This window comes from Anatilimnocola aquadivae (assembly GCF_049819085.1).
Classification (GTDB): Bacteria; Planctomycetota; Planctomycetia; order Pirellulales; family Pirellulaceae; genus Anatilimnocola.
This window is the reverse complement of the sequence record NZ_CP187419.1, coordinates 6,945,352-6,970,745: the sequence shown is the minus strand read 5'-3', so window position 1 is coordinate 6,970,745 and position 25,394 is coordinate 6,945,352. Positions and strand designations below refer to the sequence as shown.

21 protein-coding genes, 2 tRNA genes and 2 rRNA genes are annotated in these 25,394 nt (G+C 56.2%); 15 read left to right on the top strand and 10 right to left on the bottom strand.

Annotated elements, in window-relative coordinates; genetic code table 11:
* Positions 1-110: 110 nt before the first annotated feature.
* Together NA78x_RS27685 and NA78x_RS27680 are read right to left on the bottom strand one after the other, a co-directional pair.
* Positions 111-1,091, bottom strand: coding sequence for an IS30 family transposase (locus NA78x_RS27685; RefSeq protein WP_425615609.1), 981 nt, complete (start codon positions 1,089-1,091; stop codon positions 111-113).
* Between the two features lie 124 nt (positions 1,092-1,215).
* Positions 1,216-2,139: a LysR family transcriptional regulator gene (locus NA78x_RS27680; protein ID WP_425615608.1), complete on the bottom strand. Its 924-nt coding sequence runs from the start codon at positions 2,137-2,139 to the stop codon at positions 1,216-1,218.
* A gap of 354 nt (positions 2,140-2,493) precedes the next feature.
* Between NA78x_RS27680 and NA78x_RS27675 the strand changes: the two genes are divergently transcribed.
* The 4 genes from NA78x_RS27675 (at position 2,494) to NA78x_RS27660 (ending at position 5,729) form a co-directional block, all read left to right on the top strand.
* Positions 2,494-3,321: a universal stress protein gene (locus tag NA78x_RS27675; RefSeq protein WP_425615607.1), complete on the top strand. Its 828-nt coding sequence runs from the start codon at positions 2,494-2,496 to the stop codon at positions 3,319-3,321.
* Positions 3,322-3,387: 66 nt separating this feature from the next.
* Entirely contained in the window at positions 3,388-4,377 is a 990-nt protein-coding gene (locus NA78x_RS27670) for a bestrophin family protein (RefSeq protein WP_425615606.1), read from the top strand.
* Positions 4,378-4,413: 36 nt separating this feature from the next.
* Entirely contained in the window at positions 4,414-5,040 is a 627-nt protein-coding gene (locus tag NA78x_RS27665) for an FMN-binding negative transcriptional regulator (RefSeq protein WP_425615605.1), read from the top strand.
* Between the two features lie 227 nt (positions 5,041-5,267).
* Complete coding sequence (locus NA78x_RS27660; RefSeq protein ID WP_425615604.1) at positions 5,268-5,729, top strand: hypothetical protein; 462 nt, start codon at positions 5,268-5,270, stop codon at positions 5,727-5,729.
* Here NA78x_RS27660 and NA78x_RS27655 read toward each other — a convergent pair.
* Both NA78x_RS27655 and NA78x_RS27650 read right to left on the bottom strand, forming a co-directional pair.
* Positions 5,705-5,995, bottom strand: coding sequence for a type II toxin-antitoxin system Phd/YefM family antitoxin (locus NA78x_RS27655; RefSeq protein ID WP_425615603.1), 291 nt, complete (start codon positions 5,993-5,995; stop codon positions 5,705-5,707). The genes NA78x_RS27660 and NA78x_RS27655 overlap by 25 nt on opposite strands.
* A gap of 43 nt (positions 5,996-6,038) precedes the next feature.
* Positions 6,039-7,949 carry a redoxin family protein gene (locus NA78x_RS27650; protein ID WP_425615602.1) on the bottom strand — a complete coding sequence of 637 codons (1,911 nt, stop codon included), beginning with the start codon at positions 7,947-7,949 and terminating at the stop codon, positions 6,039-6,041.
* Between the two features lie 404 nt (positions 7,950-8,353).
* On the opposite strand from NA78x_RS27650, the gene NA78x_RS27645 reads away from it, so the two are divergent.
* The 8 genes from NA78x_RS27645 to NA78x_RS27610 all read left to right on the top strand — a co-directional run bounded on the left by NA78x_RS27645 (position 8,354) and on the right by NA78x_RS27610 (position 15,853).
* Positions 8,354-8,427, top strand: a tRNA-Ile gene (locus NA78x_RS27645).
* A 10-nt stretch (positions 8,428-8,437) separates the two neighbouring features.
* A tRNA-Ala gene (locus NA78x_RS27640) sits at positions 8,438-8,510 on the top strand.
* Between the two features lie 709 nt (positions 8,511-9,219).
* Positions 9,220-12,116: ribosomal RNA gene (locus tag NA78x_RS27635) — 23S ribosomal RNA — on the top strand.
* Positions 12,117-12,282: 166 nt separating this feature from the next.
* Positions 12,283-12,390, top strand: a 5S ribosomal RNA gene (gene rrf / locus NA78x_RS27630).
* A gap of 82 nt (positions 12,391-12,472) precedes the next feature.
* Positions 12,473-13,450, top strand: coding sequence for a hypothetical protein (locus NA78x_RS27625; RefSeq protein ID WP_425615601.1), 978 nt, complete (start codon positions 12,473-12,475; stop codon positions 13,448-13,450).
* Positions 13,451-13,551: 101 nt separating this feature from the next.
* A complete protein-coding gene (locus NA78x_RS27620) occupies positions 13,552-14,667 on the top strand; it encodes a hypothetical protein (protein ID WP_425615600.1) in 1,116 nt (371 codons plus the stop codon).
* 18 nt (positions 14,668-14,685) lie between these two features.
* Entirely contained in the window at positions 14,686-14,976 is a 291-nt protein-coding gene (locus tag NA78x_RS27615) for a hypothetical protein (protein ID WP_425615599.1), read from the top strand.
* A gap of 4 nt (positions 14,977-14,980) precedes the next feature.
* On the top strand, positions 14,981-15,853 hold the full coding sequence (locus NA78x_RS27610; RefSeq protein ID WP_425615598.1) for a hypothetical protein: 873 nt from the start codon (positions 14,981-14,983) through the stop codon (positions 15,851-15,853).
* Between the two features lie 2 nt (positions 15,854-15,855).
* Here NA78x_RS27610 and mqnC read toward each other — a convergent pair whose 3' ends face one another.
* The 3 genes from mqnC to NA78x_RS27595 all read right to left on the bottom strand — a co-directional run bounded on the left by mqnC (position 15,856) and on the right by NA78x_RS27595 (position 19,478).
* The gene (gene mqnC / locus NA78x_RS27605; protein ID WP_425615597.1) at positions 15,856-16,989 is read right to left on the bottom strand and encodes a cyclic dehypoxanthinyl futalosine synthase; all 1,134 of its coding nucleotides are present in this window, start codon (positions 16,987-16,989) and stop codon (positions 15,856-15,858) included.
* A 15-nt stretch (positions 16,990-17,004) separates the two neighbouring features.
* Positions 17,005-17,877: a menaquinone biosynthetic enzyme MqnA/MqnD family protein gene (locus NA78x_RS27600; protein ID WP_425615596.1), complete on the bottom strand. Its 873-nt coding sequence runs from the start codon at positions 17,875-17,877 to the stop codon at positions 17,005-17,007.
* 272 nt (positions 17,878-18,149) lie between these two features.
* Complete coding sequence (locus NA78x_RS27595) at positions 18,150-19,478, bottom strand: DUF1501 domain-containing protein (protein ID WP_425615595.1); 1,329 nt, start codon at positions 19,476-19,478, stop codon at positions 18,150-18,152.
* A gap of 181 nt (positions 19,479-19,659) precedes the next feature.
* Here NA78x_RS27595 and ruvX point away from each other — a divergent pair, with 181 nt between their 5' ends.
* On the top strand, positions 19,660-20,157 hold the full coding sequence (ruvX, locus tag NA78x_RS27590) for a Holliday junction resolvase RuvX (protein WP_425615594.1): 498 nt from the start codon (positions 19,660-19,662) through the stop codon (positions 20,155-20,157).
* A gap of 4 nt (positions 20,158-20,161) precedes the next feature.
* Here ruvX and NA78x_RS27585 read toward each other — a convergent pair whose 3' ends face one another.
* Entirely contained in the window at positions 20,162-21,370 is a 1,209-nt protein-coding gene (locus NA78x_RS27585; RefSeq protein ID WP_425615593.1) for a hypothetical protein, read from the bottom strand.
* A gap of 64 nt (positions 21,371-21,434) precedes the next feature.
* Positions 21,435-21,620 carry a hypothetical protein gene (locus NA78x_RS27580; RefSeq protein WP_425615592.1) on the bottom strand — a complete coding sequence of 62 codons (186 nt, stop codon included), beginning with the start codon at positions 21,618-21,620 and terminating at the stop codon, positions 21,435-21,437.
* Between the two features lie 468 nt (positions 21,621-22,088).
* On the opposite strand from NA78x_RS27580, the gene rplM reads away from it, so the two are divergent.
* Positions 22,089-22,547: a 50S ribosomal protein L13 gene (gene rplM, locus NA78x_RS27575; protein WP_425615591.1), complete on the top strand. Its 459-nt coding sequence runs from the start codon at positions 22,089-22,091 to the stop codon at positions 22,545-22,547.
* Between the two features lie 49 nt (positions 22,548-22,596).
* A complete protein-coding gene (rpsI, locus tag NA78x_RS27570; protein ID WP_425615590.1) occupies positions 22,597-23,010 on the top strand; it encodes a 30S ribosomal protein S9 in 414 nt (137 codons plus the stop codon).
* A 1,371-nt stretch (positions 23,011-24,381) separates the two neighbouring features.
* Here rpsI and NA78x_RS27565 read toward each other — a convergent pair.
* Positions 24,382-25,086 (bottom strand): TylF/MycF/NovP-related O-methyltransferase, encoded by a 705-nt coding sequence (locus NA78x_RS27565; protein ID WP_425615589.1) that lies wholly within the window; start codon positions 25,084-25,086, stop codon positions 24,382-24,384.
* Positions 25,087-25,394 lie beyond the last annotated feature (308 nt).

Sequence of the window (25,394 nt, the reverse complement as noted above, 5' to 3'; positions counted from 1 at the left end):
ATGATTTGATTTCGCGTTGATTAAAAATTGTTCGTTAGTTGGTGTGGATATTTTCCCCGGCCCCTGATTCTTTGTCAAATAAATCTAGTCGATTTTTCGCGTCGGCGCTGTCAAGTTAGAAGTGTCCGCTGGCAGAATTCGGAGAAGATTTCGTCGGGGGTTTGATAGTTTAAGCGTTTGCGTGGTCGTTGGTTCAATAACCGCTGCACCTCGGCCAGCTTGCGCCGATTCAGGCCACGCAGGTCGGTGCCTTTGGGGAAGAACTCGCGGACCAGGCGGTTGAAATGCTCGTTGCTACCACGTTGCCAAGGGCAGCGTGGAGTGGCGAAATAAATGTCGAGTGACAGACTCGACATCAGCTCTTGGTAACCGGCGAATTCGGAGCCATTGTCGAATGTCAGCGAGTGCCGAGCCTCGGGTGGAAGCGTGCCTAAGCGCCGTTTTATCGCGTTGTTCACCGTGGGAGCACAGCGGTTCTCCACTGGGAGCAGCAAGGCGAAGCCGGTTTTCCGTTCGACGAGGCTGACCAGCGAGGCCCGCCCGCCACGGCCGACGATCGTGTCTCCCTCCCAGTCGCCGATTCGCTCGCGTAGGTTGATGATCTCGGGCCGCCCGGCGATCTCGCGCGCCGGTGACTTGACCTGCCGCGCACGAGGTTTGCGGCGTTTGTGGTTTCGCAACATTCGCCGCCAAAGGTAACCGAAATCGTCGGTGTCGATCCAGCGGTAGATCGTTTGACTGGAGCAGCGACGCTGCGGTTCGCACGGGAATTGCCGCTTCAAACGACCGGCGATTTGATCGGGTGACCAGCGCTTACGGAGCCCTGCCGTGACGACTGCCACCAACTCGGGTCGGCGTAACTTGCGGCACTTCTGTCGAGCCTGGCAACGCCGCTGTTCGGACAAGCGTTGCGCTTCGCACGCAGAGTAGCCGCCATAACGCGAGTTGCGTTTGAGCTCGGCTCGGATCGTTCGCACGTCACGACCCAAGCAGCTTGCCATCTCTTGCTGCGTGGCGCGCATGGCCACCAGCTGCGCTAGGACCTGCCGCTCGACCAACGTAAAATGCCGATAGGTTTGTCGCTCTTCCATCGCCGGGACTCCGTTTGAAGAGTGGTTGAACTAACCTCATTCAAACTCCCCGGCGGTGGATCTTCACGCAAATTCCGCCCGTGATAGCGGACACTTCAAGTGTGGCAGCGCCGTCGATTTTTCGCTATGCCGGGGTCATGGCCAGCAACCCATCTTTGGCCGCAGCCGAGATCGCGACCACCGCGGGATGCGTCAACTTGCGCTGGAGAGTGATCGCATAGAAGTGAAGTTGCAGATCTTCGAGTTGGCCCACGACCTCCACATCGAACTGTCGTTTCACATCGGGGACCACGGCTGTGGGAACCGGAAAGACGCCGGCGCCTCCGTGCCCAAAAACCTGCAGCAGGGCGCTGTCATTAATTTCGGCGATTACGCGCGGCGATAGGCCGGTGTCGTCCAGCCAGCGATCGATCAGGCGACGCAGTTCCGTATTGGCGGCCGGCATCAGCATCGGCGCGCCGTCCATCGATTGCGGAAACCTCTTCTGCAGCCGACTTGCAAGCTCGCGAGAAGCACACATCGTAATCCCGCAACTTCCCAGCGGATGGCTGTAGGTGCGTACTCGTTTGTTGGACGGAACGGGCGAGTCGGAAAGAATGACGTCGTACTTATGCCGCATCAAGTCCGCGATGAGATTATCGAGCGGTGCTTCGTGACAAACGATCTGCAATGGCTGCGGAAAATGCAGGATCGGTTCCAGCAAGTGATAGGTAATCAACTTCGGCAAGATCATAGGAATGCCGACGTGCAGGCGCAGCGCGCGCTTTGAGGGAACACCCCGCAGAGTTCCCAGCATCTCTCGACCGACGGCAAACATGTCTTCGGCGTACTCAAAAACCGTCTTACCCACCTCGGTCAATTCCAGATCCCTTCCCGCCCGGCTGAACAGTTCGTGCCCGAGCGACTTTTCCAGTTTGCGGATCTGGGTACTAATCGTCGGTTGCGTCAGATGCAAACGCTCGCAGGCAGCGGTGATGCCGCCATGCCGCACGACCATCCAGAAGTAGAACAGGTGCAAGAAATTAAGGTCTTGTAGCTTCTCGGTCATGCGTGGGTGTGCTCCTGTGGCAGGGGACTCAGCGTTGTGGAGAGGAGCGAGGCAGGTTGGGTACACGATCGTGCGGCAGAGTATTCAAAAAACCGTTCGCGATGGTTGGCGAGACCTATTTTTGAATTCGCACCAATGCATCTCATAGGATTCCATCGATACTTAGAAATTTTCAATGGATGTTGCGGCAAATGCGAAGTTGTCGATGGACGATCATCTCCCTAAAGTTACGGAAATGTAATCCAGTGCAAGAATGGGTCAACTGCGACAAAATGTCGCAAGCCCTTGCAGCTGAAGAGATTCGGGGTTGAAGCAAACGCCTTGCCAAACTCGCTAATTCCGCTCGGAGGGACGATGCTAAGTAGTCTGCTGCTGTACCTCGGCGGAGCGAAGTCGGCCAGCGAGATCATCTCGCTCGGGGTCGACTTAGCCACACGTCACGGCGCGCGAATTCGCGGTCTCACCCTCCTCGATACTCGGCGTTTTACGGAATTGGCCACGACTTGCGAATCGGCCGCCTATTGCACTGCCGAGTCGGGCCGACTTAGCCGCGTCGATCGCACCCACGATGACATCCGGCTGAAATTATCAACCGACTGCCTGAAGGCCGGCATCAATTTCGACGTGCGGCGGCTGAGAGGGGACCCGTTTGAGGTACTGCCCCGCGAGTGCCAATTTCACGATCTGGTAATCACTGGTTTTCAGCCCAGTCATGATTGGGCTTTTGAGCAAGGACTGACTGCTTCCGAGGTAACGAATCTGATCTGGCATGGCGTGCAACCACTGCTGGTCTTACGCAGCCCCCCGCAGTTGATTCGGCGCGTCTTGTTGGTGACGGACGGCATGCCGGCAGCAGCCAAAGCGATTCGCCAGTACCTCTCTCAAGAGCTCTTTCCCACTGCCGACCATCGTTTACTGGCAATTGGCGAAACCGATCATCAAGCGAAAGAACTCCTCCGCGAATTAGCCGAGTACGGTCGAGGTCAAAAAAAACCTCGCTTCGAAAGTGGCTGGTTGCGCGGTTCCGTCCGTTCCTCTCTCCTCGCCTATGCCGAAAAGTGGCAAGCCGATCTGGTCGTTACAGGGATTGCCAGGCGTAATCCCGTACTCCGCACCCTGCAGACGGAAATGACCGAGCAGATCTTGCGCAAGACCTCGATGGGCTTGTATGTCATGGGTTGAGTTCGCCGCGCACGCACAAGCATTCACGCAGCAGAGATGAACACGCTCGCAAGGGATAAGGTGGTTATGATGCGACAAGATTTTTGGTCGGAAGTATTTCGCTTAAATGGTTCGGTGTCGCCGCAAATCGCCGTGCGCGTCTTCATCTTCTGCGTGATCGGAATGGCGGTACACACCTTCGTGGAGTGGACCAAGATTGAAACCGGCTTGGCCGTTGCGCCGTACGAAATCGTCGGCGTCGTGCTCGCGCTGATCTTGGTCACGCGGACCAATGCGGGCTACGACCGCTGGTACGAAGCCCGCAAGCTCTGGGGCGGCATCGTCAATCAGACTCGCAACCTGGCGACGATCGGGGCCGTGTATGGCCCGCAAGATCGCCACTGGCAGGAAGAATTCAGCCGCTGGACCGCTGCGTTCGCCCATGCCTGCCGTCATAGCCTGCGCGGCGAAACCGACTATCAGGATCTCGAACGGCTCCTGGGCAAGCAACAGACAGCGCTGCTGGCTGCCGCACCGCATGCACCCATGTATGTCGCCGGTAGGCTGGCGCAGTTGCTGGGCAGCGCCGTTCGCGATGGCCACCTCGATCGCTTTGCCTTCATGCAAGCCGAGCACGAGCGTGCGACCTTGATCGACCATATTGGTGCCTGCGAACGCATCCTCAAGACTCCTCTTGCGAAAGTCTTTTCGATCAAGATTCGTCGCTTTTTGTTCGTCTACCTGGTTGCGCTACCCATCGCCATTGTCGACAAGACGGGCATCATGACTCCCATCATTGTGCTCATCGTGGCCTATCCGCTGTTGTCGCTCGATCAGATTGGCATCGAGTTGCAGAATCCCTTCGCGCTCGATCGCCTCAGTCATTTGCCGCTCGATGAAATCTCGGCTAACATCGAACGCAATGTGTTCGAAAGCCAGCGTTATTTACTCGCGAGTGAACCTGCTTCACGACAGGAGCGTCCTGGTGAAAGCCGTCTGGTGAGAATGGTGACCAATTCTACCGACGACCGCCGCGGTGGTGCCTTCACTGGCGCTTCCACCGAGTCGCATCTGTAGCCCCTTCAGGTCCGCGCGGTCGGCGGTTGAGGATCTATGTACGTCCCGCCATCGTTCGCAGTAAGTGACCCGGCCCGCCTTGCGCAGTTTATGGCCGACCACAGCTTTGCGGTCGTCTGCACGCAGCACGAGGGCGTTCCGTTCGCCAGTCACGTTCCGCTGCTGTATCAGCCCGATGCTGCGTCATACGGCACGCTATGTGGGCACTTCGCCCGAGCCAATCCCCAGTGGAAAGCCGCAGTTGGTGAATCCAATGGTATCCCTGTGCTGGCGATCTTCAGCGGGCCGCACACGTACATTTCGCCCACTTGGTATGCCGAGCCGAATACGGTGCCCACGTGGAACTACGTTGCCGTGCATGCCACCGGCCGCTTGCGTCTGATTGAAGACCCAAACTGCTTGCTTGAGCTGATTCGCCAAACGGTGAACGTCTACGAGGCTCCTCAGCCGCAGCCTTGGCGACTTGAAGCCCAAAACACGGCCTTCGTCGACAAGCTGCTTGGCGGGATCGTCGGCTTCGAGATCACCATCGACCAACTCGAAGGGAAGTGGAAGCTCAATCAGAACCACCCCGCGGAACGTCGTGAGCGCGTGATTGAAGTCCTCGCCAATTCGCCGCGTCACGATGATCAGCAGGTAGCGGCATTGATGCGTGAAGTATGAACGAACGGATGCTAACGAAGCTGTTTTGCGACTACATGATTTCGAAATACCGAGATGCGTTTAATCTCTGGTTCGATACCTGCGATACTCGCGGTAAGAAGCAGGTCAAGTCGATTGATGAAGCTCTGTTGACGGATGGTTCTCGCTTTTTGGACGTCAGTTGTCGTGCTCAAGCCGGCAGCCACTCGCAGCGCATCGCGGTAGTGTTCGGCGAGCAAACGGTGTATGTGAACGCCATCTGGTATGGCCACCCGGGAAGTTTTATTTCCGAAAAGCTCGTGCGAATCGCAAGCGAGTCGGCGAATCTTTTTCAGACGCTCAACTTCGAGCACGCGGCCCTACCGCTTGTTTCACGACTCTCCCTGGAGATTACCGGCGATCACGAGGAGAGCGAGAACGAATGGATCGAGTCAATCGCCAACGAACTTCAAGCAAAGTTTGACCAGATTCCGCCGTGGCGCGACGAAGCCAAAACCGAGTCTACTCAGTCGACAGAAGGTGCAACGAAGTTCCTGCAGTTGATGTTTCCTGAGCCAGTTCTGGAGAGCAGGATAATCGAAGCGTTCTCCGCTTACGGGCAGAACGTCTCGGAGTTTCGCACATCGAATTATTTCCACGTGAAGGGAACGCCGCGTTTTAAAGCCGAATCAAAGATGTGCGGCTTCTATTTGCAATCGAGACGTTTCTGATCGGGGCTGTCGTGTGGGGGAAGTCCATGCGTTTTCATCAACGGATTGTCTTCATTGATCCAGAACTCATCGGGTAATGGATCGTCGAAATCGGGCGCCATCTGGAATGCTCCCGGGTGCAGATCGAGAGTTCGAGGCAGCAATGGAGCGAGCTTCGCACAGGCTCTTCCGTCGGCGATGAGGTAAATCTCATCACCATTTGCCATAGCCTTCAAAGCCTCGTCAAATCGACGAGGCAGCTCGTGAACGTCGATGTCGATACGCATGGATCATTTCCCTGACGTCTGCAACCATCGATCGCAAACGCCCTTACTTAATCAGCTTCTTCAATTCCGTCTCGATCTCGCTCGCGTGGATGTTGCGATTGATCACGCGACCGTTGCGATCGATGAGCAGCATGGTCGGCAGCGAGAGAATGCCCATTTCGTTGGCCACGCGACTTTCGAGACCACCTTCGTCGTAGACGTGAGCCCAGCTGAGCTTCTTGGTCGTCACGAAGTTCTTCGCTGTGTTCAGGTCGCTATCGAGGTTCACCCCAACCGGTGCGAATTCTTTTGAGTAGCGATTGAGCATCGTGGAAATCAGAGCCATGTCCTGTTTGCAAGGTTCGCACCAGGTGGCCCAGTAATGAACCAGCACGACTTTGCCACGATAGGCACTCAGGTCGAACTTGCGGCCGTCGACCAGGTTCCCTTGCAGCGACATCGGCTGACCGACCGATTCCAGCCGGCGTTTGGCTCCCGCGGCCTTCTTCGCCAGATCGGTTGTGCCGAAGTCCTTGACGATTCGGCCAAACCACTCCAGGGCTTTCTCTTCCTTGCCCGAGAATTCGTAGCCAATGGCCAGTTGCAGCATCGCCTCGGCCGCATCAGGGCTCGTCGAATACTGGCTGATGAACGCTTCGAGATTGTTCATCCAAGCGGTGTTGATCTTTTCGAAGTCGGGCTCTTTTTCCTGCAGGCTCAGGTTGTATTCCGCGCTCATTTGGCGGAACTCCACGAACGGAACATGCTCGCGAAGCTTCGGATCGGCTTTAATAGTCTCAAGCAAGGTCGCCAGCCGGCGAACCCCATCGGGGTAGGCCCGCGATTGCACCGCTGCCGACACGGTCTCGGCGTATTGGCGGATCCAGATGGATCGATCCTCGCCGCTCGTGGCTTTGATCAGTTGGTCAAGCACATCGCAACGACTGCTATTCAGCTTGGTCACTTGGGCGGCCGAAGTTGCTTCGGCGAGCGCTTTGTCGATCTTGGTCAGCTGATCCATCTGCTTCTGCACTTCGGGACTGACGCTTCGATTTTCGGTTCCTTCTTCCGAACCGGTCCGCGCGATGGGCTCTGCCTGGAAGAAATACCCGGCCACAGTCGAAGCATTCGGATCGGACAAAAGGTTCTTCGGCAGGTCGATCAATCGCCAGCGGTCGCCAACCCGAACAATCGACCCCACAATGAGTTGCGACGTTTTGTCTTTGCCATTCTGAACGATGGCTGTGACGTTGTCGTAGATCACCAGATCCTTGGTGGAACCTTCCGTACCAGCGGTGAAGACACCCGGTTTGCTCGCGCCGAACGAGATCCATTCGGACGATTTGCCGACCATGGTCTGCTTGCGGGCCACTTCACCAAACTTCTCGGCTGCTTCCGCAATTTTCGCCTTGATGTCGGCGACTTTATCGGTCCCCAGACCAAGCGTTTGCAGTTCTTCGCCGGTCAGCAGCAGACGCTGAAAGCGGGCAGCGTCGCCATCGCGGAGCGCCGCGACGAGTTCTTCGGTTACTTCTTCGGGCGAAATATTTTTCCAGGCATCGATCCGGCCGTCTTCGTTTTCGTCGGTTCCCCAGCGAATTCCGGCTGTTCCGAGCCAGCGATATTGGTCCGCTTTGTTGTTGTAATTCGCGTCGATATCGCGATAGATTTCGATCCCATTCGCGAAATAGCACCATTGGTCGACCTTGTTGTCGCCATTGGTGTCGAGGAACCGTCGCAGCAACTGTCCACCGGCGTCACGCACGACCCACCCCGTAATGCCGCCAACGGTTTCGACGTCAACTTTGCACTTAGCCAGGTCCTGCTTTTCGGGCGTATCGAAGTTGATTCCAGGCTGGACCGGCACCAGCCGCAGTGCATCGGCGGCGGAAGGCGATTCGGCCGAAGCTTGGCCGAGAAAACAAACAGGCGCTGCCAAACCAGCCAAAAATGCCCGACGCAGTGCTCGCAACATGGCTTCCGTTCCTTCCGTGAGTGGACTGCGAGCTGGTGGCCCAAGGGGCCCGCGAACCCGCATCCATGCAAATGTGTCGAATTCGTGAGGTCGATTTCGAGAAATCTTGTCGTTCGTGACTCTGATCTTTTTCGGCGGCTCGGCCGCGGCGGAATCAGCGTGAGTGGCAAGATTTTCGGATTGTACCGGTGGGGAAGGATGTTTTTCCAACATTTTTTCGCTGGTTTCTCAACTTCCGCGACCTCTTCGCCGATAATTTCGGTTCTCAGCACAAGGCTGTGCTGAGGCTTATCTGGCAGGGACGCGCTAGGTTTCGCCGAGGATTTTCAGTGGTGAGCCCCGTTTGACAAGCCTGCCGGCTTGTTTACAATTCGAGGTTTCCCGCTGGAAACAGCCGGTCAAATGCGCGGCTAGCTCAGTTGGTTAGAGCGCGTCGCTGATAACGACGAGGTCACAAGTTCGAATCTTGTGCCGCGCACTTGAAAGCCGGGGACGTAGCTCAATTGGGAGAGCACTGCCTTTGCAAGGCAGGGGTTGAGGGTTCGATCCCCTTCGTCTCCACTGGTTTTGTTGAAGTTGATGGATTGATTTGGTTCTGCAGTGCAAAGGACGGCTTCGAAAAAGAAATCTGAGACGAAACGCAAAACACCCCTTGCCCGCCGTTTCAGAATTCCTATAGTAGAAACCGTCGAAGGAATTACTGCTCTCCGCTTACTCGCGGGACGCTTCCTTTCGGGAAGCGAAGTTCCAGTCGGTTAGAAAAGTAGCAGTGATTTTTTGTCGGTGGTGTTGACGAGGGTGGCCAAGAGTTGTAAATTCGCTCTTTCCCACTTTGGTTAACCCCAAGTGAAAAACGAAGGTTGATCGCGAGAAGTTGCTTCGAAAACGAGCCACTTCTCCTGGTCAACAGGCAGGCTTGAGTTTGTGGTTTCGGCCACCTCCACCTGGTTAGATCTTTGACAATTTGGTTGTTGGGTAGATGGCATCTTCATGTGAGTGTCGTCTTGGTTAGGCTCGAAAGGGCTTGGCCAACACGGAATGCTCACGATGAAACTCTTAAGCGTATGCCAAATCGGGCGAAAGCCTGGTTTGGTGAGATGAAATAGAGCTATCGTTACTAGAAAACGCTGGATGTACCGGCCCCACGTTTCACAACGTGCGGTTGGGTACCAAAAGCGTAGCTGCCTCAATCCAGAATGCTCTACTAATCAAATCGCGGTGGTCGAAAGGCTGTTGCGGTAGTAGTTGGTGGAGAGTTTTGAATAATTGTGGTCAAGCTACTAAGGGCACATGGGGGATGTCTTGGCGTCAGAAGGCGATGACGGGCGTGGAAGACTGCGAAAATTTTGGGGTAGCTGTCAAACAAGCGTTGATCCCGAAGTTCCCTAATTAGTTAGCACTGAATCCATAGGTGCTAACGGCCAACCCGGAGAACTGAAACATCTCATTACCCGGTGGAAAAGAAGGAAAAATCGATTTCGTAAGTAGCGGCGAGCGAAAGCGAAAGAGCCCAAACCGCGTAGGTTTTCCTATGCGGGGTTGTAGGGTCCTTCACATGAGAGTTACAAAATCAGTGAATAGCAGAATGGTCAAGGAAAAGCCAGCCACAGAGGGTGACAGCCCCGTAAGCGGCATTCAACTGATCTCTCGAAGGATACCTGAGTAAGCTGGGTCACGTGAAACCCCGGCTGAATCTACGGGGACCATCCCGTAAGGCTAAATACTCTCTGACGACCGATAGCAAACTCAGTAGGGCGACTGAAAGATGAGAAGAACCCCGTCGAGGGGAGGAATGTGAACCTGAAACCATGTGCTTACAAGCTGTCGGAGTACTATGCCCTTCGGGGAATGTATGACGGCGTGCCTTTTGCATAATGATCCGGCGAGTTACCGTCAGCGGCTTGGTTAAGGCCTTACGGGCCGAAGCCTTAGGGAAACCGAGTCTGAATAGGGCGACAATTGGTCGCTGGTGGTAGACCCGAAACTGCGTGAACTACCCATGGGCAGGATGAAGCGCGGGTTAAACTGCGTGGAGGTCCGAACTCGTCTGGGTTGAAAACCGGTGGGATGACCTGTGGGGAGGAGTGAAAGTCTAATCAAACGCAGAGATAGCTGGTTCTCACCGAAATATATTGAGGTATAGCCTCGAGGCACTACATTGTGGGGGTAGAGAGACTGAATTGGTATGGGGGTCATTCCCGACTACCCGGCCGAGCCAAACTCCGAATACCATAATGACTATCTCGGGAGACAGACGGCGAGGGATAAGCTTCGTCGTCGAGAGGGAAACAACCCAGACCATCAGCTAAGGTCCCAAATTAATACTTAGTCACTAAGGAAGTGACGTTACTGTGACAGCCAGGATGTTGGCTTAGAAGCAGCCACCATTTAAAAAGTGCGTAACAGCTTACTGGTCGAGTAATGTCGCGCCGATAATGAACGGGAGTAAGTATTAAACCGAAGCTATGGAATCGAAAGATTGGTAGGTGAGCGCTGTACAGCAGATACAAGCCGCACGGTAACGAGCGGTGCCGGGCTGTACAGGTGATTATGCCGGAATGAGTAACGATAAAACAGGTGAGAATCCTGTTCGCCGAAAGCCTAAGGTTTCCTGGGGAAGGGAAATCCGCCCAGGGTTAGCCGGTACCTTAGTCGAGGCCGAAAGGCGTAGACGATGGATAGCAGGTCAACATTCCTGCGCTGCTAATGTGAACTGATGGAGGGACGGCGTCTGAATAGTGAGCGGTACGACTAGAAATGTCCGTGGACTACTTTGAGGTGTGGGATAGGCAAATCCGCCCACATAAGCCAAGGGGTAGGCCCGAGAGCGTTTATGTTCTCGAAGTCACTTGCAGGGCGTCCAAGAAAATCTTCTAAGGGTTAAAGCATTAGTAACCGTACTAAAACTGACACAGGTAGGCGAGACGAGTAGTCTCAGGCGCTCGGGAGAACGGTGGTTAAGGAACTCTGCAAATTCACCCCGTAACTTCGGGATAAGGGGTGCCTCCTTTATTGGAGGCCACAGAAAATCGGCTCTAACAACTGTTTATCAAAAACACAGGACTCTGCCAACTCGTAAGAGGATGTATAGAGTCTGACGCCTGCCCGGTGCCAGAAGGTTAAGGAAGAGGGTTAGTCGCAAGACGAAGCTCGCAACCGAAGCCCTGGTAAACGGCGGCCGTAACTATGACGGTCCTAAGGTAGCGAAGTTCCTTGTCGGGTAAGTTCCGACCTGCATGAATGGCGTAATGATTGGAGCACTGTCTCAACCACCGACCCGGTGAAATTGTAGTCGTGGTGAAGATGCCACGTTCCCATGGTTAGACGGAAAGACCCCATGAACCTTTACTGTAGGCTGATATTGGGTTGAGGTACGTTTTGTGTAGGATAGGTGGGAGGCTGTGAACCGGTAGCGCCAGCTATCGGGGAGCCAACGTTGAAATACCACCCTGAATGTGCTTTAATTCTAACCCTGTCCCGTGAATCCGGGCAGGGAACAGTGTCAGTTGGGCAGTTTGACTGGGGCGGTCTCCTCCAAAAAAGTAACGGAGGAGTCCAAAGGTACCCTCAGCCTGGTTGGCAATCAGGCGCCGAGCGCAAAGGTAGAAGGGTGCTTAACTGCGAGACTTATCAGTCGAGCAGATACGAAAGTAGGGCTTAGTGATCCGGTGATTCCGTATGGAAGGGTCATCGCTCATCAGATAAAAGGTACTCTGGGGATAACAGGCTGATCGCTACCGAGCGTCCACAGCGGCGTAGCGGTTTGGCACCTCGATGTCGGCTCATCACATCCTGGGGGTGAAGAAGCTCCCAAGGGTTTGGCTGTTCGCCAATGAAAGTGGTACGTGAGCTGGGTTCAGACCGTCGTGAGACAGGTCGGTCCCTATCTGCCATGGGCGTACGAAATTTGAGGAGGATCTTCTTTAGTACGAGAGGATTTAGAAGGACGCACCTCTGGTGTACCAGTTGTCACGCTAGTGGCACGGCTGGATAGCTAAGTGCGGAAAGGATAAACGCTGAAAGCATCTAAGCGTGAAGCCCTCTCCAAGATTAGATTTCGTAGGCTTTGCCGAAAGTCCCCTCGAAGATGACGAGGTTGATAGGCCAGATGTGTACGCGTAGTAATATGCTTAGCTAACTGGTACTAATGGACGAACGCTTGGCCACATTTATTCACAATTCTCCTGAGGCAGCTGAAGTATGATAGCTTCTGAAGCTTCTCAGGCTAAGATTGGGCAAAAATCAAGTCTGCGGACTTGAACTAACCTGGTGCCATTTACCCAACAACCTTAATGTATAGGGTGCGGCAGTCTTTACCGGCTGCCGTATCATTCCCGGTGACTACATCCGAAAGGCCACACCTGTTCCCATCCCGAACACAGTAGTTAAGCTTTCGGAGCCGATGATAGTGCAACAAACGCGAAAGTAGGTATCGCCGGGGTTTTTTGCTAGTAAGGAGTTTGAGTTTACTCAGCTCTTCGAAATATGGACCCCTTGTGAGGCAACTCACAAGGGGTTTTTTCGTGTCTATGCTGAATCCACAGTCATCTTCCGATCTCGCCACGATTGCCAAGAGCGTCGGCGTGTATTGGTGCGAGCAACTTCCGGCGGCTGTCGATGCAGGCCGCGATGTTGGTCTCATTCTCGATTGCGGGCTGGCTGCACTTGCCCAGGCTAATCTTTGGGGACCTGCGAATCGCGAGATCTCATTCTTGATGTGGCAGCACGCCGGCGAGATTCTTCAGCCTGGCTGGCTGCAATTGCGCGCGCGAGAAAAGCCGCGAGGTTATGCGGGCGACCACGAAATGCTGGGTGCTATTTATCAGCAGCGCGTAACCTCTGATCCACTCGGTTCGGCCTTTGATCGGTACTTTCTTCGCCAGGCGGCACCCCAAGCAGTTCGCAATCGAATGCAGCTAGTGCGCGATCGAATCGTCGCATTCTTCAACCAAGATATTCGTCCCAAAAAAGTGGTCGTCATCGGCAGTGGGGCGGCACTCGAGATTGCCGATGCGTTGCAGCTCGTGGCAGCGGAACAGAAAGCCGGCGGCCAGATCTGTTTGCTCGATCTTGATCCAGTTGCGATTTCCCTGGCTCAACAGAATTTGCAGCCTCACTTGGGCAACATCGAATTGTCAGCCGAGGCTGAGAATCTAGTTCGGCTCCCCAAAAAATCGACCAGGGTGGCGGCAATGGGTAACGCAGATCTTGTGGTGTGCACAGGATTTTTCGATTACCTGGAGGACGACGCTGCGGTCGCCATGGTGAAAATGATTTGGAGCTGCCTGAATCCAGCCGGCGAAGCACTTATTTTCAATTTCGCGCCGTGGAATCCCAGCCGGGCCTTTATGGAATGGATCGGGAATTGGTATTTGCTGTATCGAACCCGCAGTGACCTGGCTCGATTGGCCATGACCGCAGAAATCTCAGCGCTTCATTTTCAGGTGTCCGCCGAAGCAACGGGCATCGATTTGCTGCTGACGCTGAAAAAGTCTGACTAACTGCCGCTGCTTCTCGGTCTGATCCGAAGAAAAAGTGGCCTGCGCATTCGCCGTTCGGCATAATGAGCGACAGCGAAATTGCCCCGCGTTGGAGCTTCGACATGTTTTCCCCCATCGATCGCCGCACCTGGCTGAAAAAAGCCGCCGCTTTTTCCCTGGCGACTGTGGCTTCGGTGCCAATCAGCGCTCAAGAGGCCCCCAAAAATGACTGTCCCGACTGCGGTGGCTTGGGATTTTTGCCCCTGAAGAACCGCCGGCCGTACTTTCATGTTGAAGGTCAGCCTGCTCCCAAGGCCGCAGATGCAGTTCCCCATCGGTTTTGCCCCAAGTGTCAGGCGAATCGCAATCAGCAGGAGTTGGTCGATGAGCAGACCGCCCGCCTGAAAACGGCTCGCGATTCCCATCAGAAGTGGGAAAAAGAGACAAATCTTCAGCTAACACGGGTCGAAACTCGCCACGTGGTCGTACACACGCAAATGCCATCGCCGGAATGCGTGAAAATGGCTCAGGGATTTGAGAATCTGGTCGGTCATCTGCAAAATTTGACCGGCAGCATGGAACTGACCTGCACGCGGCCGGAGTCCTACGAGCAAATGTGCTTCGTAGGCTCCGAACCCTACGAACATTTCCGCTCGGTAATGGAAAAACTGTATTCGTTGGAAGAACGCGGCCCGAGTTGGTCGGTCGGCCGCGGCCTGGTTGCCTTCGATCACACGCTGATGGCCTTTTTCTACGAAACACCCCAAACCATGAAGCTGAGACCACCCGTTCACGGAGTTTGTTTTATGGGTGGTCGCAAGCAGCTGAATGTCGCCACGAATTATCGCGCACCCCGGTGGCTCAGCGAGGGATTTGCCGAGTACTGCGAATTTGCGGCTTTGAAAAAGAATTTGTGGCGATCGGTCTATAATCAGAATGAGGGCCCGAAGCCCGGCGATTGGGTTTCGCAGTTGCGGGAACTGTTCGCCGCGAACCGGCTGCGTCCTTGGGTAGAGCAAACGATTCGGCAACTCGAAGATTGGGATGCTCGCGATTACCTGCAATCGTTTGGCATGGTGGCCTTTTTGCTGCAAACCGAGCCGAAGAAGTTTCTACGCTGCACTCGCCAGCTAAAGGCGGGCGTGGTGGCAGAAAAGGCCCTGGAAGAAGCGTACGAAACGTCGATCGCCAAGCTCGATACAGAGTTTGGCCGCTGGTTACAGGCTGGCGGTAGGTAAACAGAGAAAGTAACTCGCATGGCTGACCCGAAATCTGGCTCCACGAACAGTTCCGCTCCCGTTTATTCGGACGTGCTGCCCGCTCGCTCCGGGATGGTGAGCAATCTCGTCTCGGTTGCCGGCCTTGTGTTGGCTGGCATCTATCTGGCAAACCCCACTGCCGGCTTCATTGAGTTTCTACCCGACAACATTCCCGGCTTTGGAAACATCGACGAAGTGGTTGCCACGACGATCTTTCTCGCCTGTCTCAGTCGCCTGGGCATCAATATCATGCCGCGCGCACCGCTCCGCACCGAACGGAAAGACTAACTCGATGCTCCTTCGCTGGCTGGTGAACAATTACTTGCGAGATGCGGCCGAACAGGCCATTCGGCAACATGTGGGCGGCGCAATCTCCGGTCAACGACCGGCGGGGCAGGGTGCTTCAGCCAGCGATCCAGCGGAAGTGACTCCGGGAGAGGAGCTCCCGTGCGATCTTGCCTTGATTTTCGCCCTGGGAATGGAAGCGGGGCCTCTGGTCGATCAGTTGCAAGATGTCGTTTCCACCAAACGGCCCAAGCATGTTGAGCACGCCGGTTCATTGGCAGGAAAGTTGGCCGTGATTGCCGAAGCGGGCATCGGTCAGGAAGCAGCGGCAAGGGCGACCCGCGAAATGATTCGCGCTTACGAGCCCAAGTGGATTGTTTCGGCCGGCTTTGCGGGAGCTCTCAGCGATCAGCTTCACCGCGGTCACATACTGATGGCAAACTCGGTGGCGAACACCGCCGGCGAAGAACTGCAGATTGAACTGAAAATGCAACCGACCCCCAAGTTGCATGTAGGGCGTTTGCTCACGGTCGATGGCGTTCTCAAAACGACGGCCGAAAAGCGAGTTGCCGGCGAGCAACATCGCGCGCTGGCCTGCGATATGGAGACATTTGCTGTTGCCAAAGAATGCAGCTTGGCCGGCGTGCGATTCTTGTCGGTGCGGATCATCAGCGATGCGCTCGAAGATGAATTGCCCCGAGAGGTCGAGGCGCTGATGAACGAAAAAAATCTCGCCAAGCAGGCAGGCATCGCGCTGCAGGCAATCTTCAAGCGTCCCGGCACCGCGCTCGATCTTTGGAAGCTGCGCGACGAAGCGAATAAAGCCGCCGAACGCCTGGCGAAATTTCTGCTGAAGGTGATTCCGCAGTTGCCCGCGTGATATCAACTCGCCAATTGCACGAGGGGCAATGTTTGCCGCCGACGATTGGCAGCAACCGCGCGAGTTTCGTGATCGAGGTCCAGCAACTGATAATGCACGTTGCGTTGCCGCGGCGTAAACCCGAGTTCGCTGATCGAATCGCGAATCTGGTCGAGTGTCAGGAAGTGAACGGTGCCTGCTTCAGCGACGACGTTTTCTTCGATCATTAAACTGCCCATGTCATTCGCGCCGAAGAGCAGAGCCAGCTGACCAATCTTCAAGCCCTGCGTGACCCAACTCGACTGAATGCTAGGGAAGTTATCGAGGTAAAGTCGGCTGACGGCTTGGGTTTTCAAGTATTCGAACGAGCCGGCCGGCGGCACGTTGGCCATGTCGGTGTGGTCAGGCTGAAACGTCCAGCAGATGTACGCAGTGAAGCCGTGCGTTTCATCTTGTAGCTGGCGGAGCCGCTCGAGATGTTCGATTCGCTCGGCCAGGGTTTCGATATGGCCGAACATCATCGTGGCGCTACCGTGACCGCCCAGTTCGTGCCAAACTCGCATCACGTTCAGCCAGTCGTCGGTCATCACTTTGCCGCGCGTCATCGCCCCGCGCACGCGATCGACCAGGATCTCGCCACCACCACCCGGCAAGCTACCCAGGCCGGCATCCTTCAGCCGCTGAAGCACCGTTTTCAGCGGCAATTTGTTCACTTTGGTGAAGTGATGAATCTCGGGCGGGCTGAAGCCGTGGATGTTGATCGTGGGGTAGTTGCTGCGAATGTCGTGCAGCAGTTCTTCGTACCATTCCAGCTTGTAGTCGGGATGTAATCCGCCCTGCATCAAGATTTGATCGCCACCGAGTTCCACCGTCTCGCGAACTTTCTGCAGCAGTTCTTCACGAGGCAGCACGTACCCTTCCGGCGATTTGGGCCGACGATAGAACGCGCAAAAGTCGCAAACCGCCGTGCAGATGTTGGTGTAGTTGATGTTGCGGTCGATGTTGTAGGTGCGAATCGGCTCGGGATGCAACCGCCGCGTGACGGCATCGGCAGCGCGGCCGATGGCAGCGAGGTCGTTCGATTGCAACAGCGTCAGGCCTTCGTCGGAAGTGAGACGTTCGCCAGCAACCGCTTTGCTGAGAATGGTGTTGATCATGTTGGAGTTCCGCCTTCAGGCGGTGCCCTTATCAATTCGAGTCACGCCGGCTAAAGCCGGAACTCCAACTTCGGCGGGAGCCAGGCCCAGGCGGATGGCGTATTCGTGGAACTTGCGCAAACCGCTCAGTTCACGGTCGTGAAGGTAAAAATGTAAGTTGTCGCGCAGATAGACAAGACATTGTTCGTAACTGAGGCCATACCGCGGAGCTTCGGCGGCGGCGATCTGCGGCAAATGTGCCAGACCCTGATCGCGGGCCAGAGACAATCGCGCGGCCAGATCGGTGGTGTCGATGCCGGGTCGCGCGACCCACATCGCAAACACAAAGGGGAGTTCCGCCCACCGACACCAGACATCGCCTAGGTCCCAGATCTCGGCATACTCGCCCAGGGCAGTTACCTCGCTCCGCGAGATGCTTTCATCTCGCGGAGCGAGATGACTACCCTGTCGGGGCGGATGCATGGCCCGATCGCCAATGACCAGGATGCCATCAGCGGGCGATTCTTCCCAGGGCGAACCAATGGGTAGTGGCAATAGCGCGGGCGTTACGCCGTGGCGTTCTTTCAGCAGGATCTGAACAAGTGCGGCGCTGGTGCGGGAACCTTCGTCGAGGGCCAAGGTCTTGATTTGCGAAACAGGAACTCGCGAAAACAGCTTCACGCTGAAGACTGGTCCGCGGCAGCCGATGCAGGCATCGGAAATGATCGTGTAGCTGGGGTTTTGAAAGAACTCAATCGAAGGAATCAGGGCGACATCGAGCTCGCCGCGACCCAGGCGATCGGCCAGTCGGCTGGGAAGATCGAAGACCAGCTCGAAGTCGCGTTCGCGCGTAGGCAAGCCATAGACCAACGGCTTGGTATTCAGATAGGAAACAGCTCCGACCTTCATCGCGTCCATCCTTCGCAGTCAAATCACTCGCAGCAGCCCTCGATTATACGAGGGCTCGCAAATGCTCGAAAGGTAAGCCCGCAGCGGGCTTTCTCAGAGAGTTAACTGCAAAGGCAGCAAATGGTTAACCGAGCCGCTGGCGACCGTTGAATCGAATAAAAGGGCCCGCTAGCTTTAAGGTCACAATCTGTGACCTTAGAAAAATGCTAGTCGCCAGAGAACTGACTAACGCTTCCCCTAGCCCCCAGATCCTAGCCCCCAGCCCTTCCACCCTACAACCATTCTTTGATGGGCTTGCCTTCGAGCAGGCGAATCGGGCGGCCGTCGGGAGCGTTGACCATCAGATCGGCGGGGATGCCGACTTTTTGATAGATGGTGTTGACGATGTCTTCGCTCAGGTACTCGTCCTTGGTGACAAAGCCACCTTCGTCGTCGGTCTGGCCGAGCACATGACCGCCGGGAACACCGCCGCCAGCCATCATGGCAAATCCCGAAGAGGCCCAGTGATCGCGTCCGCTGGCGGAGTTGATCTTGGGAGTGCGACCGAAGTCGGTGAGCCACACGACCAGGGTGTTGTCAAGCATGCCTCGCTGTTCGAGATCGATGACGAGTTGCGGCAGCCCTTGATCGACGGGCGGAATGCGGCTGTTCTTCAGCGTTTTGAAGTTGTTGGCGTGCGTGTCCCAGCCACCGTCGGTGACCGTGACAAAGCGAACACCAGCTTCGATCAGGCGGCGGGCCAGCAGCAATCCTTGGCCGAATTTGTTGCGACCGTAGGCATCGCGTAGTTTGCCGTCTTCTTTGTCGATGGCGAAGGCACCCTTGGTTTCGGGCGCGGTGATCATGTTGAGCGCCGTTTTGTAGTGTTCGTCGAGCGCGTCGTAAGCGGCTGGCTGAATGTCAGCCTGACGTTGCAATTGATCGACGGCGGAAAGCATCTTGCGGCGACGATCGATCCGCTCACTGGTGACGCCAGCAGGGGGCGTGATATCGCGGACGATAAACTTCTCGGCGCTGGGATCGGCGGCGATTTCGAAAGCACCATGTTCGAGGCCAAGAATGCCCGGGCTGCCACCACCAAAGCGGCGATCGACTTCCGTGCCCACTTGCACGAACGGGGGCAGGGCCGACTTGAACCCTTTGTGGTAACTAACCACCGAGCCCATCGTCGGATAGCGAACGGCTTGATTCATCTTGCGGCCCGACATCACGTACTGGTCGGCCGCACCATGGCTGCCATTGAGCGGGTTCCAGCCTCGCAACAGTGCGAAGCGCTTGGCTTCCTTGGCGAAGTTGGGGACGATCTCGGTGAACTTGACGCCAGGAATGGCCGTGTCAATCACGCCATATTCGCCGCGCACGTTCACGGGAGCATCGGGCTTGGGATCAAACGTATCGTGATGGCTGGTACCACCGCGGGTCCAAACCAGAATCACATTGCACTGGCCGAGCGACGACTTGCCGGTCGACTTCGCGACTGCCTGACTGGCGAGCAAGCCAGGAAGCGAAAGCCCTAGTCCGCCGAGCGCACCAACTTGCAAAAAACTGCGCCGAGAAACACCTTCACAATCACGCGTCCGACCAGGAAACAGGTTGAGCATGAGGCACCTTGTGCGTGCAGGCGGGGGGCAGGCAAGTGGCAGTGGAGGAAGGAGCCATCGTGGGAGCCACAACGGCGGTCTCTACTATAACAGATCGGTTTTTGTCGATGCAATTGTTTTCGCAAAATGCCGTGCTAGCAAGCGCCTTCGTAGGCTTTCAGCCCACGGTAGAATACCTCGAATGATGGAACTGCCGATAAACACCGCTTCGATGTCTGACGGTCTGCCGCGCGCTGGGCGAATCGCGGCAATTGATTACGGCAGCGTGCGAATTGGCGTCGCGATTACCGATCCCGATCAGAAGTTCGCCAACCCGCTGGAAAACTACACTCGCCGGGGAGAACAAAAAGATGGAGCCTGGCTGCAGCAGTTGGTGAAGAGCGAGCGAATCGTGGGATTGCTCGTGGGATTGCCGCTGCATACGAGTGGAACGGAAAGTCAGAAATCGGCCGAAGTGCGAGCGTTTACCACTTGGCTCGCGCCGCTTGTGAACATTCCCATCGTGCTCTTCGATGAACGGTTCACCACCTCGCAGGCCAACGAGTTGATGGCCGAAGCGGGACTCTCACCCAAGCAGCGGAAAGAACGTCGCGACAAGATCGCCGCGCACGTGCTGCTGGTCAGTTATCTCGATTCGTCACGATCGGGTAGTGCGCCGACCGCGCTCGATGATCGGTAGCCGATCAATCTTCTTCCCCTTCCGCAAACACCGGCGGGGGTGGTGTCTGGGGATAGATGCCGGCCCATTCGCGCTCGTACTGCGAATCGAAAAAGAGGAGCCAACTGCGTAGCGGTGCTCCGCGCTGCGGGAGAACTTTGCGCATGATGGCGAGGGCCTGATTGACATGCGTCAGCGACAGGTCGATGTAGCTGTACATGAGTCCGCTGGCGCCGCCGATGGTCCCGCCGACTTGTCCCTGCTGTAGCGCGGCGTCGAGTGGATCTTCGAGGTTGCCACGAAAATCGACTCGCCGCGAATCGGCAACCTCCGAGGCATCGATCTTCAGGTAACAGAAAATCTCTTGATGCCGCGAGTGACAGCGGGAGTCGAACAGCTTGCCGGAGAGATACGATTCGACGACGTCGAAGTCGCAAGTGGTGCCGACGATCACGTCACTGCGATAAGGGTATTCGGGCCAGTCGCGCTCGGGCTCCATTTTGTAGCTCTTCCAAACCGCGAGGTTTTTGTCGATCCTCCACAGGGGCTGGGCGGGTAGTTGCTCGCGCAGGCTGTGGGCGAGGGAAGCGACGAGCGATTGACCCCGGTCGAGCGTGAGCCAGCGATGTCCCGGTTCGCGAGCATCGACCACATCGATGGCGCCGATCCAGGTATCGAGCGTTTCTTCGCCCATGAGCGTTTCGGTGATTTGAAACGCGACGCGCAGCGCCTTCTCGTGGGGCCAGCTTTCCTTGGGAAAGGTGTAGAGCAAGTCAATTTTGCGATTGCGTCCGATGCGAGCTTCGATGCCCGCTTGCTGAAACTTGACACCTTCGCGCGCTTCGACGGTGAGGTGCACATGCTCGACCGTTTCGGGCGGGCGGTGCGCATAGAATTCCCAGTTGGGAATTGCGGGTGCCCTGGAGAGCAGATAATTGGTCACGGGCCGGAGCCAGTGATTTCCTTCGGGGCTGATCACCAGGCGATGACCGCCGCTGCGTTGATTCTCGGTGTGCCGCGCCGGACCATATTCCCAGCAAAGATCGGGATGGAGGCGACCGAGATTGTCGTTCATGAATTGAACGATGTCGAAGCTGTTCGCGCGAGAGAAACTCGCGGCGATGTTCGATGCATTGGCTTGAAAGGCCTGCCACCAACGGTCGGTGGCGGCAACCACATGTTGCTTCCAGTCCCGTTCTTCGGCGATCTGCGGATCTGCGAGCAACCACCGCATGTCAGCAACCCTCAGGAGTGCTCAACAGAACGGAAGCGAACCAGCCTGGTTTTGAGTGGGGTGCTTAGCCCTTCTTGGCGGCAGCCTTAACGCGGTGCTTGACCTTCCGCTTGATCCGCTTCTTGGGCTTAGCGGCGGTAGCGTGGCACCGTTTGCAGCGCGTCACTTGATTGTTCAGCTTGGCGTGGCACTTGGGGCAGCGGCGTTCACCGGTTTGCAGCACGAACTTGGTGCGAGGACGGGTCTTCATCGGAAAATCTCAAAACAAGTGCCAAAAGACAGTCGGAGTAAGCCCCGTAATATATCGAGCTCGGCGACTGGCCACAAGGACGAATCGACGTCTTATCGCAGGCGGCGCTTCGCCGAGATGCATAAGGTAGTCATCTCGCTCCGCCGAGATGACAGAGCATCTTGCGGAGCAAGATGCCTACGGTAGGGTGGAACCATCTTGCGGAGCAAGATGCCTACGGTAGGGTGGAACCATCTTGCGGAGCGAGATGCCTACGGTAGGGTGGAACCATCTTGCGGAGCAAGATGCCTACGGTAGGTGGGGAGTAAGATGAGTAGCGAGGAAAGGCGAAAAAGGCGTTTGTACCCGCTTTGGCTCTTGAACGATCTGGCTCAGACCGATAAACTGTGCGTTTCCCCAAATCGGATCGCGAAAGATAGGCCCCGCTGGCGATTGCCCTGCAGTGGAGCCTGACTGAGGAGAGACGTCGTGGCTGGCACGAAGATATACGGCACGAAGACATACATCGCCAAACCCGGCGAAATCGTAGAAAAATGGTTTGTGGTCGACGCGACTGACAAAGCCGTAGGCCGTCTGGCCAGCGAAATTGCCATGGTTCTCATGGGCAAGCACCGTCCAACGTACACTCCGCACGTGTTAACGGGCGACGCAGTCGTCGTCATCAATGCCGAGAAAGTGACGTTTAGTGGACGTAAGTGGACGCAAAAGACGTACGCTTGGGTTACCGGTTATACCGGTCAGCGGACCGTTTCGGCCGAACGCCAATTGACCAAGCATCCCGATCGCATCTTGCGCGACGCTGTTCGCCGCATGTTGCCCAAGAACAAGCTGGCCAGCAAAATGCTCGCCCGCCTGAAGATCTACTCCGGCCCGCAGCACCCGCACCAGGCCCAAATGCCTGAAGCTCGCGAAATGGGCGTCAAGTAAGTCATTTCTCTCATACATCACACTCAGCCAATAGACTCGGTAGACGAACATGGTCGCAGCGAAAAAAGACAAGCTCACTGGTGATGCACTCGGTACTGGCCGCCGCAAGACCGCCGTCGCGCGGGTTCGCCTGCGTGCAGGTAGCGGTGTGATCACGATCAACAATCGCCCGCTGGAAGACTACTTCTCGGTCGAAACCGATCGGATGAACGTCGTCGATGCTCTCGAAGCCACGGGTCACCGGGCCGACATGGATGTGTCGATTCGCGTTGCCGGCGGCGGCCCCACCGGCCAATCGGGTGCCATTCGCATGGGCATTGCTCGTGCCCTGCTGGCCATCGATACCGAAAGCTTCAACACGCTGCGTGGCGGCGGCTACCTCACTCGCGATTCCCGCATGAAGGAACGCAAGCACTACGGTCTGCGTGGTGCCCGCCGTGGTACGCAATTCTCGAAGCGTTAATTCGCTATCGACAACAAATCAACCTCTCCGACGAGACCCGTGGTGCAAACCTCGGGTCTTTTTTGCTTTCTTGGGCAAGAATAATTCGTCCCGCAGTGGAGCGAAGCGGAATGTTTCTGTCGCGACTCGAGATTGCGAAGCAGGGCATCCATTTCGGCTTAACCGCGAAGCGGTTCAACAACATAGCCCGGGGTCGCGGTACTCCGCGCACCCCGGGGTGGTACACCCGTTGAACCCGACCCTGAAAGTGTCGCACAAGCTATGCCCTGTCGAACCCTTTCAGGGTTCAGATACAAAAATTGTTCAGGCTACCTAGGGTGCGCGGAGTACCGCGACCCTAGGCTATGTTGTCCCACACCTTCGGTGTGAAGAGTCGCCGTGCCACCGTATCCAACGGGGATGGTGGTCAAGGTACGGTGCTGGCGTGAATGGTTGCGAAAATTGCGAGTCGTGACCAGACTAGTCATGATGTGTTCTATAGTTGTGTCTGTCGTTGTGTTTACATTATTTATTATTGGCTGGCATGTATTGTGCAGTTGTGTGCGCAGGTCATCGGAAGTGCAGTGCACAGGGGAAAGTAACGTGTCCAAAAACCTTGCAGGCCGTCGATGGGGATGGGCGGGATTTTGCGACGTTGGCTGCGGTTGGTGTGAAAGGGGCAGGCTGGTTTATGGACAAAAGGAGCAGTGGCTCACAAATATTGCTCTGACAAAAGTGGCAGTTGCGAGCCTGGTGAGAGTGACATTCGCGATGGCTGGAGAGGTCGAGATTTTGGTTATCAAACGGTTATCGCTAGCAACCGGTTATAACTCGATCGATTCGCGGAAAGTGGTTGCTGGGAAATGAGTTGCGAAGAGCCTGGCGGGCGAAAAAGAAGTGCGAAAAGGTTATCAAAAGTGGTTGTCAGCGCGAGGCTGCAATACTTCGTACCCGGTTCTCGTCAGGGAGCGCGGGATGATCGTCGGAGGAAGGCGGCTGAGCCAGAAAGGGCAGGTCGAGATGGGTTGGAGAGTGGACGCAGCGATCGTAAGAGGCGGATGGTCCTTTTCGGGGGTGTTCACAAACCGGCGGAGTTTGTGAGCAAAAGGTGCCGTAACTCTCGGGTGCGGCGCGCGGAGGTCGTTAGAGACCCCGGGGGTTTGTGAACACCGTTTTTCCAGACAGGTTACGAAGAGTGAGGTTACGGCGAGGCAGCAAGTGCCACGTGGGCTGGTTTGCAGCGAGGGTGTGAGGGCGGGGGAGTCTGAATTTCCGACTTCTGACTCGCGACTCCCGATGGCAGAGTTTGGTTAGCGGTTCTGCCCCTCACCCCGGCCCTCTCCCCAGAGTACTGAGGCGAGGGAGTGAAGACGGGGGAAGCTGATATTCGATCTAGACCGTGGTCTTGATCAGCATGCACTGCGTGGTGGGGAGTTCGATGACTTGCTCCTGCCGGCCTTCGCAGAATTCGGAGAAAGCCTGGCGGACGCCGGGAAGGATGGAGTAGTCGTGCGAGAGGACGACGCCGCCGGGGATCAGGCGGGGAAAGAAGTACTCGAGGCACTCCTTGGTGCTTTGGTACAGGTCGACGTCGAGGTGGACGAAGCAAAATTTGTGATTGTCGAGCACGCCCTTCACGCTTTCGGGGCAGAATCCCTTGTGATACTCAAGCTGTTTGTACTGAGCCAGGTACTTTTGGATCGATTCGATGCTGCAGGCAAAGCGGCCTTTCACTTCGATGTGCTTTTCGACTTCCGACGGTTCGGGCAGACCTTCGAAGGTGTCGCACAGGTGAAAGGTCTTCTCACCTTTGGCTTCGCAAATGACCTTGGCCGTGCTGCCTTGGAACACGCCCACTTCGGCGATATCGCCAGGCGCTTTGGCCATGCCGGTGGCGATGGAATGGACGATGAACGACTCGAAGTTGGTGACCATCGAGCGGCGTTCGCGGCGGGCCCGGCGGAGGAGCTTGAGCTTGTTCCAATCCTTGTGCATCATCAGGGCGAGCATCTCGGCCCGGGCGGCCATATCGATGCCCAGCCATTCGATGAAGGTACCGCCGATGAGTTTTTGCAGACGGGGATTGCGAAGCAGCATGGGCGGGGACTCCAAAATTCAAAATCAAAAGGACCGAATGGCTACCGGCAGGCGCCCCGCCTCCAGCGTAGGCCAAGCCTCATCGTAGCAATGTAGGCATCGAATACAAGGTTGTGAGAAGTAGCTAACGACCGTGCAAACGAGCTTACTCGTTCACCATCGACCGCTGGGAACAGCGGCATGCAACGCCGGCAGCGGACGGGTTACAGCTTAACAATGCGGGGCCGAGAGGGAGGGATAACAGCGGTGATTAATGATGTTATGCTGACAGCTTGCCCGGTGTGCGCTGGCGTTTCTGTGCTAGCAGC